This window comes from Thermus oshimai DSM 12092 (genome assembly GCF_000373145.1).
Lineage (GTDB): Bacteria > Deinococcota > Deinococci > Deinococcales > Thermaceae > Thermus > Thermus oshimai.
In genome coordinates this window covers 1-11,412 of record NZ_KB890612.1, presented here as the reverse complement: position 1 = coordinate 11,412, position 11,412 = coordinate 1, and the positions used below count along the sequence as shown (strand labels likewise).

Annotated in this window: 9 protein-coding genes and 3 pseudogenes; 11 read left to right on the top strand and 1 reads right to left on the bottom strand. The window is 65.6% G+C overall.

Translation table 11 applies throughout. The features are described 5' to 3' along the window. A partial coding sequence (locus B043_RS12810) for a PDDEXK family nuclease (RefSeq protein WP_155987403.1) occupies positions 1 to 996 on the top strand: 996 nt, incomplete at its 5' end. A 125-nt stretch (positions 997 to 1,121) separates the two neighbouring features. Here B043_RS12810 and B043_RS13485 read toward each other — a convergent pair. Then, positions 1,122 to 1,351: pseudogene (locus B043_RS13485) on the bottom strand (hypothetical protein); the annotation flags it as partial. Between the two features lie 31 nt (positions 1,352 to 1,382). On the opposite strand from B043_RS13485, the pseudogene B043_RS13480 reads away from it, so the two are divergent. The 10 genes and pseudogenes from B043_RS13480 to B043_RS13075 form a co-directional block, all read left to right on the top strand. Further along, positions 1,383 to 1,643 (top strand): annotated as a pseudogene (locus B043_RS13480) (type ISP restriction/modification enzyme); the annotation flags it as partial. After that, complete coding sequence (locus B043_RS13080) at positions 1,549 to 2,301, top strand: type ISP restriction/modification enzyme (protein ID WP_281158748.1); 753 nt, start codon at positions 1,549 to 1,551, stop codon at positions 2,299 to 2,301. The pseudogene B043_RS13480 and the gene B043_RS13080, both read left to right, overlap by 95 nt. A gap of 801 nt (positions 2,302 to 3,102) precedes the next feature. After that, positions 3,103 to 3,432 carry a LexA family protein gene (locus B043_RS0105500; protein WP_018461243.1) on the top strand — a complete coding sequence of 110 codons (330 nt, stop codon included), beginning with the start codon at positions 3,103 to 3,105 and terminating at the stop codon, positions 3,430 to 3,432. A gap of 116 nt (positions 3,433 to 3,548) precedes the next feature. Beyond that, the gene (locus B043_RS12300) at positions 3,549 to 5,531 is read left to right on the top strand and encodes a helix-turn-helix domain-containing protein (protein WP_155987402.1); all 1,983 of its coding nucleotides are present in this window, start codon (positions 3,549 to 3,551) and stop codon (positions 5,529 to 5,531) included. Continuing rightward, positions 5,528 to 8,413 (top strand): toprim domain-containing protein, encoded by a 2,886-nt coding sequence (locus tag B043_RS0105485; RefSeq protein WP_018461242.1) that lies wholly within the window; start codon positions 5,528 to 5,530, stop codon positions 8,411 to 8,413. The genes B043_RS12300 and B043_RS0105485 overlap by 4 nt, the downstream gene beginning before the upstream one ends. After that, positions 8,410 to 9,021, top strand: a complete 612-nt coding sequence (locus B043_RS0105480) for a ParA family protein (RefSeq protein WP_018461241.1) — start codon at positions 8,410 to 8,412, stop codon at positions 9,019 to 9,021. Before B043_RS0105485 ends, B043_RS0105480 begins: the two co-directional genes overlap by 4 nt. Continuing rightward, complete coding sequence (locus tag B043_RS12295) at positions 9,018 to 9,236, top strand: hypothetical protein (protein ID WP_018461240.1); 219 nt, start codon at positions 9,018 to 9,020, stop codon at positions 9,234 to 9,236. The genes B043_RS0105480 and B043_RS12295 overlap by 4 nt, the downstream gene beginning before the upstream one ends. Before the next feature lie 36 nt (positions 9,237 to 9,272). Next, positions 9,273 to 10,643: a DNA cytosine methyltransferase gene (locus B043_RS0105470; protein WP_018461239.1), complete on the top strand. Its 1,371-nt coding sequence runs from the start codon at positions 9,273 to 9,275 to the stop codon at positions 10,641 to 10,643. Positions 10,644 to 10,650: 7 nt separating this feature from the next. Next, positions 10,651 to 11,100 (top strand): annotated as a pseudogene (locus tag B043_RS13475) (endonuclease III domain-containing protein); the annotation flags it as partial. Positions 11,101 to 11,224: 124 nt separating this feature from the next. Further along, positions 11,225 to 11,412 (top strand): hypothetical protein (locus tag B043_RS13075; protein ID WP_245538882.1); only part of this gene is annotated, 188 nt, incomplete at its 3' end.

Sequence of the window (11,412 nt, the reverse complement as noted above, 5' to 3'; positions counted from 1 at the left end):
ATGGGCAAGAGACACGCGTGGCTTCCCAAGTCTAAAGAAATCATTGTCCGCAAGGAGTTTATCTTGGATGCCCTAGAAAAGCTAGACCAAGACCCCCATAGGACTCGCATCTTAAATCTTGAGTCCGCCTTCAGAAACTGGATGGACAGTGCACAGTTCGAATTGCCGACAGATGCACTGTCCATTGAAGACCTTGGGAGCGGAACACTTAACCCGTTCGCCCTTCTCGCACACGCTAAGATCGAGGGACTCACTTCGGTCAGTGAACTGGAAGCCCAACTAAAGTTGGCAAAGCAGCTCTCTTCTATCGAAACCAGCGTCGGAAAGATGTTGGAAGAAGTGACGATCCCCGAGTACGGTTGGCAACGTTTCCCCAGTAAGTCCCAGTCAGTAGACTCCTGGGTCGACGCAATGCACAAGGGGAGGAAGGTTCTTTACATTGCCACTATCAAGAGTGGTCCTAGAACTCTCAACGACAGCATAAGCACGGAGTTGGGCCAATCTATCGCCCGCCACGCCGCAAGTTTGGGTAAGCGGTACAACTGCAAACTAGTTTCGGTGACATACGCCACCCTCTATGGGACATTCAAACAGTCTAACAAAAAGGATTGGCGCGTACTTTTGAGCGCTTATAACGAGCTGAAGAGCCTTGAGGACTCTCAAGACATCGAGATACTCTTAACTCCTGAAAAGCGAAAGGGGCTAGTTTTTAAACACGGGGACACCCGTGTTCTCGTCCGTCTACGGCACGGAATAGAGTGGTGGACCTTCTTAGGAAGTTCATGGTTGACCTTTCTTGAAGTGGGAGCAGCACTGATTCGAGCGGCAGTCCAAGCTTCGCCACAGACAGGAGGGCTTTACAAGGAGCCAAGTCACGCAGAGCTAGCAGAGCTACTAAGGGTGCCCACGAACTACAACATCGCTATCCTACAAAGAAACCAGATCGAGTGGATGCTTTTGTTTGTCAGCTTATTCGTTGACAAGTTGGAAAGTTAGGAAAAGATCCAAGCCCCCTAGGACGGACCCCTAAAATTGACCGATATTCCCTCTCGGGGTAAAGAAGAGGTATGCCTTTGTGTGCTACCTCATAGCCCCAGAAGCACCCGACTACGAGTCAGCCGTTAGGCTACCTTGCTGAGGTTTTGGACCAGGAAGATGAGGTTCACCCAGGCCACCAGACCCTGTGAAGCCCCAAAGACCGCACCATCACGCTGAAGCGGGACTCAAGCAAGATAGCCCCTTCGGGGCTGACCCAGTTCCTGACCCTTCCCATCCATCCTCTCTACCCGGTCTCCACCACCTGACCTCCCCTGACCCGATAGGGCGGGGTCTTGACCCCCTGGACCCAGCGAGTCACGCGTCAGCGTACTCCCTTTGTCCCCATGTACCCCTACTTCAGCAAGACCTTCAGCAAGACCTTCAGCAATAACTCCACCTACCAGCTCCCCCGCATCTGGCCCACCCCCGAGGCGGAGAACCTGGCCATCGCCGTGGCGGGAAAGGGGAGTAATGCGTTCAGCGCCATGGCCACAGCCCGGATAACGAGCCTTGACTTCCTCTCAAAAGCCCAGCTCTACCCCCTCTACGTCTACGACCTGCCCGAGTCTCCAAAGGGAAAGGGAGCCAGGCTTTTGGAAGCCGGGAGCCCTACCCCCACCCGCAGGCTCAACCTCAAGGAGGAGTTCCTCCGCCGGCTGGGGGAAGCCTTGGGGTCAGGCCTTCGCCTACATCTACGCCGTCCTCAGCCACCCCCTCTACGCCAAACGCCTCGCCAAAGGCCTCAAGATGTACCTGCCCCGGATCCCCATTCCCGAAGATCCCGCCCTCTTCGAGGAGCTCGCCCGGGCCGGGCAGGAGCTCATCAGGCTCCACACGGAATACGAAACCCTGGACCCCTGGAAGGAAGCCCCCCCCAAGGTGCGCGAGGAGGCGAATGCCCCTGAGGATCCCTACCAGCGATACCGGGTGGAGAAGATGCGCCTCGACAAGAAAGGGGGGACCCTGAGGTACAACGACTGGATCCGCATAGAGGGCATCCCCCAGGAGGCCTTCCTCTGGCGGCCTGGGGGGTACTCCCCCCTGGAGTGGATGGTCCGCTTCTGGAAGGTGGAGGAGAAGGTCCCGAGGGGGAAGGGGGAGGCCATCGTGTGGGATCCCAACCGCTACCTCAGGGAGAGGGAAGAACCCAGGTATCTCCTTGACCTCATCGGGCGGGCGGTGCGGGTGAGCGTGGAGACCGTGAAGGTTCACGAGAGGATCGGGGGGGCCCTCGAAAAGCTCTTGCCCTCCCCTGAACCCTGAGAGGCGGGGGCTACCCCTCGGAGAAAAGGGCAGAGGGGACGGAACATTCCTCCCTTCACGAGGGAAAGTTTCGTGAAGAGAGGCGCAAAGCCTTTCTCATCGCAACCCGCGCGGGCGGGGGTTGGAACTTTCCCCCGAGGGTTGCGTGTAAACGGGGCGCAATCAGTCTGGAAATCGTCCCATAAAGGCCGAAATCGGTTTTTGCCGTTGGGGACGGGATTTTGTGCGAAGGAGCGGTTTACAAATGGGTGCTCTAGGGATACAACCTCCGGGACAAGCTAATACCTTTATGGTTAACCCATATATCCGTTCCGACGGGGTTTTTCCGGGCATCATGTAAACACCTGCCCCTGGTAGACCCGTTTACACAGATGACCCATCACGGCGGTGGAACTTTCCCCCCCTGTGAAACTTTCGGCTCAGACCCCAAGAGACAGAGCGGACAAGGTTGACTCAAAAGGAGGAAGAAGTGCCTTTCTCATCGTCTGAGTCAACCTCTGAGTTATCATTTTTTTTAAGAACATAAGAAAGAGATATAGGCTCTTCAGCACGGGCTTTTCTCGTGAGTCAACCTCTGTGCCGACCCCCCCTGTTTTGAGTCAACCCCCCTCTGAGCCGAAACGTTGTCGGCACAGGGGTCAGCTCAGAGGTCGGCACAGCGGGAAAGCCCTCTGGAAGGGCCGTGTGCCGACCTACCCTCCTTGAGCCGACCTCCCCCTGGGGCGGGTGGGGGGGAAAGTTACGGGGAAAGTTCCGGACGCGCTATTGACAGAAAAGGGGTTTCGAGTTAATCTTAACGTGATGCGCCCCTCACCCATAGCTGGGCTCACCCGGAGGCGCCAGGAGGTCTTCCGGGGGATCCTGAGGTTCCTGGCCACCGAGGGGCGCTACCCCACGGGGGTCGAGCTGGCCCACGCCTTGGGCCGCACGCCCGACGCCACGTGGGCCATGCTCCGGGCCCTGACACGGGAGGGCCTGGTGGAGCGCCGGGAGGGGCAGTACGTCCTGACCCCTGCGGGTCTGGAGGTGGCTGCCGCCCTGGGGACTACCGTGTGGCGCGGGGACGAGGAGGTCCAGACCGCGCTGAAGCTGTTGGGAGTCGGTCATGCCGCCATCGAGGACGGGCGCTGAACGGACGAAGCCGGGGCCCTACCCCCAGGTCTCCCCGGCTCGTCTCCCCCGGGATCCTAAAAGGACCCCACGGCGCCATTATCCTCCTGGCGGTCCTATATCGCAAGGAGGTAGTGGTGGCACTAGCAACAAACCCCCTGGACCTCATAGAGGAGATCGCGCGGGAGATCGCCAACCGGTCTAATCGGTCCTACGCGAGCCACGTCAGGCAAATCGCCAAGGTTTTACCCGAAGGCGTCTCAGACCTCTACGCCTGGCTGGCCTCCCTGGACGACGCCGCCATCAAGGAACTCGCGCAAAAACTGGAACTGATCGAGGGAAAGCCCCGTCCCCACTTCACCGCGGCGGTCAAACAGGCGAGGACCCTCGCCCTCCAGAGGCAGACCCTCGCGGGGATGCCCCCGGACTTCGCGGAGGCCCTCCGGTGGGCGATGGAGCGGGCGGGGTTGGGCCTGAAGGCCCTGGCCCGAGAGGTGGGGGTTGACCGAACCACCCTCCGGAAATGGATCAGGGGCAAAGGGATCCCCAGCTCCCTGCGGGCGGTGGAGCGGCTGGAGGCGGCCCTCCACCTCCCCCCGGGGAGCCTGGCGGGGCGGCTTCCCCGCTTCGGGCGGCAGCGCCTCGAGGTTCGGGGAGACAAGACCTACCGCGCGTTCACCAGGACCTTCCTGCGGGTGGCCTCCCTGGTCCGCTACGAGGTGCCCTGGGCCGACCTCCCGCCCCCCGCGCGGGAGGCCCTGCTCCGGGAGGAGGAGGAGCGCTGGCGCCGCCTCTCCCACCGCCAGATCCGCGTCCGCCAAGCGCAGAAACAGACGTTCACCCTCCCCTTCAGGGACTGGCCGGCCCGGGCCCGGGAGGAGTGGAACGAGTACGTAGTCTACGCCTCCACCCGTCCCGGGACCGGTGAGAGGGCCCGTCGGGCCCTCTCTGGGGGCCCTCTGTCCTCCAGGGTCCTGCGGGCCCCTACCGTGGAGAGGGAGCTGGCCGAGATGCAAAAGTTCTACGGCTATTGCGTGAGGGTGCGCGGGCTGGACCCCGACCATCTGGGCCTCAACCTCCTCACGGACCTCTCCCTGGTGAGGGACTACCTCGGGTGGCGCGTGGACAGGTACGGGGACGCGGTGCCCGGTCTCACCAGGACTGAGATACTCTTCATCGCCCTGGTCAAGAAGCTGCACAGGCGGTACCTACCCGTCATCGGCCTGCAGGGGGACCTGGAGGGACTCCGCGAGCTGGAAAAAAGACTAAAGGCCGCCGGGCTGGACGAGACGGAGGGGTACCACGCGGTGGAGCCGCTCCTCGAAACCCCGGACCCCCTCGGGTGGCTGGCGGCGGGCATCGCCCTCATGCTCCGCGACCTCTCCGGGCGGGTGGGCGACCTCCTGGCGCCGAAGGTGCCCACTTCTGGGGCCGCCCAAGAGGCCCTGGCCCTGTACCGGGACGCCGTCCTGTTCTGGACGGCGACGGCCCATCCCCTGCGGGCGAAGCACTGGTACGCGGCCCGCCTGGACATGGACCAGTTCCGGGAGGGGGACTTCGCCCCGGGAAGGGGCCACGTAGGGAGGAGGGGCGGGACCTACTACCTGGCCTACCGCGTGGAGGAGTTCAAAAACGCAAGTTCGATGGTCTTCAGGAACCTGAGGGCGGACGACCTGGTGGAGTTCCCCCTGGGGGACCCCGAGCACCCCCTCGCCACCCTGGAGGTGGAGGGGACCCGCTACGCCCTCAACGAGGTGTTCCACGTCTACCTCCGGGGGGTGCTGCCCCGCCTGGCCGGGAGCCTGGGCCACGCCGGGCCGCTCCTCCCCCTGTTTCCGGGGTTGGATTCGAAAGCTCAGCTTAGCGGGATGTTTCGCAGCCGCTCCGCGTACGTGGCGGCCCTGCCGGACGCGCCCCTGATCCTGCCCTTCGGTCCCCACTCCCTCCGCCACATCGTGGCCACCAGCATCGTGAAGGCGACCGGCTCCTTTGAGGCCGCCGCCAACGTGCTGCTGGACTCCGTGGAGATGGTAATGCGCCACTACGCCCGCTTCGCCCCCCGGGACCGCTACCGGCACGGTTGGCGCCTCTACGTCCAGACTAGGGGAGGTGGCCGATGAGGGACCTCCACGGCCTCCTCCTGGAGCGGGTGGACGAGCTGGTGCCGGAGCTCCTTCCCGGGGCCCGGCGGGTGGGGGACGAGTGGCGGGCGGGGTCCGTCCGGGGGGAGCGGGGGGACAGCCTCGCCGTGGACCGCAGGAAGGGCCTCTGGATCGACCACGACCCCTCCGCCCCCGAGCCCCGGCAGGGGAACCTCCTCACCCTGATCCAGGCGGCGAAGGGCCTCTCCCCGGAGGAAGCGCGGCGCTGGGCCCGGGAGTGGCTCGGCCTCCCCAGCCCCTCCCTCCGCTCCCCGGGGAGGCGGAAGGGCGGGAAGGGCAGGGGCTCCGGTCCCCGGGAGCCCGAGCGCCTGAGCCCCCAGGTGCTTGGGTCTTCAGGTACCCAGGAACCCGGGGCGGACCCCTTCGACAACCCCCGCTTCCGGGACCTCCTCCTCCCCAAGGGCGAGGACGGGACTCCCCTGGCCCCGGCCTCTGAGGAGGTCCTGAAGCGGCTGACCTCCCGCCTCCTCCGCACCCCGGAGGCGATGGGCTACCTGGAGGGGCGCGGCCTGGACGCCCGGGCGGCCCGCCGCTTCTATCTGGGCTTGGAGGACACCGCCCGGGCCACCGCCGCCCTGGCCTACCCGGTGATCGGACCGGACGGGATCCCGGTTCGCCGCCACCTCTACTACGAGGTCCCCGGCCTCACCCGGGACGCCCCCGGCAAGGGGTGGGGGAAGGGGAGGCCCACCAGCTACTGGGCCATCCCCCCCTTCGAGGGCCCCTCCCCCCGCCGTCGGCTCTTCGTGTGCGAGGGGGCCAAGGACGGCTGGGCCCTTTGGCATCGCCTCCACCTCCAACCCTGGGCCCAGGACCTGGCGGTGGTGACCTCCACCCACGGCTCCGCCCTCCCCGAGGCATGGAAGGACCCCCTGTTCTGGGCTCCCTGGGAGGAGGTGTACCTGGGCCAGGACTCGGACCCCGCCGGGGAGGAGATGGCCCGGAAGGTGGCCGGACTGGCGGGCAGGCCCGTCCGCCGGGTGCGCGTCCCCGAGGGGATGGGCAAGGACTGGACGGACTACTTCCTCGCCGGGGGGACCCCCGAGGGCTTCCGCCTCCTCCTGGAAGGGGCCGAAGTCTGGGAGCCGGAGGCCTCCGGGGACAGGATCCAGCTCCCCGACCCCGTGGACGTGAACCGGGCCTTCGTGGGGGGGCACCTCTACGTCCCGGTTCGGATCCTGGAGAACCGGGGAGAGGAAGGGGCCCGCTACCGCACCGTGGTGGTCCGCTCCGACGGGATCGTCCTGGGCTGGGGCTACCTCCCCGCCCCGCCCGGCACCCCCCCGGAGGACCGGGTGCTCGCTCTGGACGACGGCACCATCATCCGCAGGCCCCCCAGGGCCCCCGTGAGCGCCTCGTGGAGCGCCGAGGCCATCAACCGCTTCCTGGAGGCCCGCAAGGCGGGCAGGAGCGCCATGACCGTGGACCCCCGGGCCCTGCCCCGGCTCATCGAGCGCCACCTCCGCCAGGTGGTCCTCCCCGGGGAGGACGGCTACCTCCTCGCGGCCCTCGGGGTCATGACCTCCTACGTGCAGGCGGTCTTCGAGGCCGTGCCCCTCTTCCTGGTGGTGGGTCCGCCGGGCTCGGGGAAGACGGAGTTCGCCCGGCTCATGGCCGAGCTGGGGGCCAACGGGACGGTGGTCACGGGCCAGACCTCCGCCGCCACCGCCGCCCGGATCATCGACGAGACCGGGGGCCTGGTGGCCTTCGATGACCTGGAGGAGGTGCGCCAGCGCTCGGGGAGCGCCGAGGCCTCCCAGCTGGAGCAGTTCCTCAAGGTCTCCTACAAGAAGGAGACCGCCCTCAAGGCCTGGACCGACACCAAGGGCATGCGGGTCCTCACCCTCAACTTCTTCGGCGTGAAGGTCATCACCAACACCCAGGGGACGGGGGAGATCCTGGGGAGCAGGATGCTGGTGATCCGCACCGCCCGCCTCCGGGAGCTGGCCAAGGGAGGCCGCCCCGAGGGGCTCCCCCCGGAGGTTCTCCGGGAGCTTCGCGACAACCTCTACGTCTGGGCCATGGAGAACGCCGCGGCCCTCCACGCCCTCTACCGCGAGCGCTTCGCCGGGAAGGGGGAGCGCCTGGAGGAGATCGCCGCTCCCTTGCGGACCATCGCCCGCCACCTGGGGGACGAGGAGCTGGTGGCCCGCCTGGAGGAGGCCCTGAGGCGGCAGGAGGGCCGCCTGGAGGAGGTGCCCTCGGACACGGACGTCCTGGAGACGGCCCTCAAGGAGGTGATCCGCCAGGGGTACAGGACCCACGTGGCCCTGGTCCACGTGGTCTTCGAGGCCCGGAGGCTGGTGGGGGACGACTGGGGGCGGGAGCGGACCGTGGACATCCCCAGGTGGCGGGATCCCAGGTGGGTGGGCCAGATCGCCCGCAACTACGGCTGGGCTGCCCCGGAGAAGGCCGTGAGGCCCAGGCTCTGGGACAGGCAGTTCCGCATCATGCGCCTGGAGCCCGATTTCGTGGAGCGGGTGGTGCGGGAGTTCCTGGAGGCGGGGGTCCCCCTGGAGCCCCCCAAGCAGCCCCTGGCCTTCTGCTTGAACACCCCTTGCACGGAGTGTGCCTACCTGCACTTCTGCGACCTCAAGGGGGAGAAGGAGGCCTGGATCAAGAAGTACGGTGAGGCCAAGGCGAACCAGCGCAAGCGTCAGCTGGAGGAGGAGTTCCGGGCCGAGGTGGGCTCCCTCCACGTCCCCCTCCCGGACGGGGGCTGGGACAAGGGGGGCGGCGAGAACCCAGGTGCTCAGGTACCTAAGTCCCCAGGTTCTCAGGAGCCCGGGAGCCCGAGGCCAGGGGCCCCGGAGGCCCCCGGCGACCCACAGAGGAGGTGAGGAAGGTGATCGTGGCGGTTACGGGCTTCAAGGGGGGCGTGGGCAAGACCACCACGGCGGTCCACCTGGCCTGCTTCCTGGCGGAGCGGGGGCCCACCCTCCTGGTGGACGGGGACCCCAACCGCTCCGCCACCGGGTGGAACCGGCGGGGGGGCCTCCCGGTGAAGGTGGTGGACGAGCGGGTGGCCGCCCGCCACGCCCGGGGCCACGCCCACGTGGTCATCGACACCCAGGCCCGCCCCACGGAGGAAGACCTCCGGGCCCTGGCCGAAGGGGTGGACCTCCTGGTCTTGCCCACCTCTCCCGACGCCCTGGCCCTGGAGGCCCTCCTGGCCACCTTGGAGGCCCTCCGGGGCTCGGGGGCCCGCTACCGGGTCCTCCTGACCCTGGTGCCCCCTCCCCCAAGCCGGGACGGGGAGGAGGCCAGGGCCCTCCTGGAAGAGGCGGGGGTCCCCCTCTTCCGGGCCTGGGTGCGGCGGGCCGCCGCCTTCCCCAAGGCGGCCCTCCTGGGGGTGCCCGTGTACCGGGTGCCGGACCCCAGGGCCCGGCTGGCCTGGGGGGACTACGCGCGGGTGGGAGAAGAGCTCCTGAAGGAGGTGGAGGGGTGAGCAAGTTCGCCAAGCTCCTCAAGGAGGCCAGGGGAGAGGAGGCCGACCCCAAGGGACGGACCCGGGGGAAGAGCCGGCGGGAGGACTACGTGGCCATGAAGGTCTACGTCCCCAAGGACCTGCACCGGGCCCTGAAGCTCAGGGCGGTGGAGGAGGGGAAGGAGATCTCGGAGCTGGTGGAGGAGGCCCTGAGGAAGCTCATTCTTGTAGAATGAGGGAGGTCGTAGGTCTCGATCTTTTATTATCCCAACATGGTCGCTCCTGCGGTAGGACCAGAGAAGTTTACGGTCGTGTCCCTCTTCTCAGGCGCCATGGGCCTGGACCTCGGGCTGGAGAGGACGGGCAGGTTCGCCACCCTGGCGGTGGTGGAGGTGGACCCGGCGGCCTGCGAGACCATCCGCATCAACCACCGCAAGGGCCTCCTCGCCTCACCTAAGCTGCGTGTGTACCAAGAGGACATCCGCAAGCTCGACCCCTACGCCGTCCTGGCGGACCTGGGCCTGGCCCCGGGCGAGGTGGACCTCCTGGCGGGGGGGCCTCCTTGCCAGACGTTCAGTTCGGCGGGGAAGAGGGGCTCCATCCAAGACACCAGAGGGTCTTTGATCTGGGAGTTCCTCCGCTTCGTCAACGCCCTGCGCCCGAAGTTCTTCCTCATGGAGAACGTCCGGGGGCTCATGTCCGCCGCCATACGGCACAGGCCCATAAAGGAGCGTCCCGAGAACGGGGGGCCGCCCCTGGAGCCCGACGAGGAGCCGGGGTCGGTGCTACGGCTCTTCTTACAGGACATAGACGAGGAATACAGGCTGGACATCTTCGAGGTGAACGCCGTCAACTACGGGGCACCTCAGCTGAGAGAGCGGGTCTTGTTCATCGGCAACCGCTTCAACGTGAGGGTGGACCTCCCGCCCCCCACCCACGTCTCCCCGTGGGAGTACGAGGAGCTGGCCAGGGAGAACCCCCTGTTCCCTCCCAGCGTCAGGCCCTGGCGCACCCTTCGGGACGCCCTGGCAGGCCTCCAAGAGACTGACCCCGTGTTGTTGGACTTCAGCCCGCGCAAGAAGAAGTACCTGGAGCTTGTGCCACCCGGTGGGAACTGGCGGTCGCTGCCTCCAGAGGTGGCCAAGGAGTCCATGGGTAAGGCCTTTCACGCCAAGGGTGGTCGGGCGGGGTGGTGGAGACGGCTCTCCTACGACCTGCCCTCGCCCACCCTTGTCACCCTCCCCAACCACGCCAGCACGGCCCTCTGCCACCCAGAGCACACCCGGGCCCTCACCCTACGGGAGTACGCGCGCATCCAGGAGTTCCCGGACGAGTGGGAGTTCGCCGGGAGGCCCGTGGAGCAGTACAGGCAGGTGGGCAACGCCGTGCCCGTGCGGCTAGGACAGGTGGCCGGAGAGGCCATCGCCGAGGCCCTGGACTTGGTCTACAGGGAGGGCCTTCGGCCCCTCGGTGGAGCCCACCCCAGGCTCCGAAAGGTGTACCTCAAGGCCCACGTCAGGACTCGGAGGTGGTACAGGCAAGGGGAAGCCCTCCTGTGGCAGGAGGGTCAGGAGAACGAGGAAGCGAGGTACAGCCCCGCCCGCAAAGTCGTGGAGGAGGAAGAGGTCGCCTGTGAGTGCTGAAGCAAGCATGCGGCCCCATGCAAGTGTCGTAGACCTGCGCACAGCGCTACAAAAGGTGGGGAGAGGCGGCGAAGACGACTACTTTTGGCGCAGGCAAAGAGACCTCTATACTGTCACCTTAGCAGAGCTGCTTCTAAAACGGACGACGCGCCCAGTTGTAAGGCGAGTACTCCCTCTTGTCTTAGAACGCTACCCTGACCCTTCATCGTTAGCGGAGGCTAGAGACGAAGACATTTGGCAGATCGTGGCCCCGACTGGCTTGCGCTCGCGAGTACACACGTTGAAAGAGGTTGCTCGGTTGCTGGCCATGGCAGGACACGACTTCCGGCCCGATGACCTTTTGTCTGTAAAAGGTGTTGGAAAGTATGTACGTGATGCCGTCGCCTTGTATGTGTTTGACGAACCTACCCTGCCGACGGACAGCACTGTACAACGCGTTGTGTGGCGCGCCTTCTGGGGAAAACACTTAGACAGGCGTCCTAGGGAACCGTATAGTGATGCACTCTTACAGGAAGCGGTCAAAGAACTGATTAAAGGTGAACCACCTAGCGCAATAAGGCACCTCCATCAAGGGGCTCTTGATGTCGGGTGGGCCTACTGCAAAAGCAAAGCTGTTTGCAAGGGCTGTCCACTACGAGGGCACTGTGCTCTACATAGGGTGCAAGGTGAAAAGCATGGGCAAGAGACACGCGTGGCTTCCCAAGTCTAAAGAAATCATTGTCCGCAAGGAGTTTATCTTGGATGCCCTAGAAAAGCTAGACCAAGACCC

Bases quoted from the DNA above. Each gene is read 5' to 3' on its own strand.
- B043_RS0105470 (WP_018461239.1), top strand. From the start codon at position 9,273: ATGGTCGCTCCTGCGGTAGGACCAGAGAAGTTTACGGTCGTGTCCCTC.
- B043_RS0105500 (WP_018461243.1), top strand. From the start codon at position 3,103: ATGCGCCCCTCACCCATAGCTGGGCTCACCCGGAGGCGCCAGGAGGTC.
- B043_RS0105485 (WP_018461242.1), top strand. From the start codon at position 5,528: ATGAGGGACCTCCACGGCCTCCTCCTGGAGCGGGTGGACGAGCTGGTG.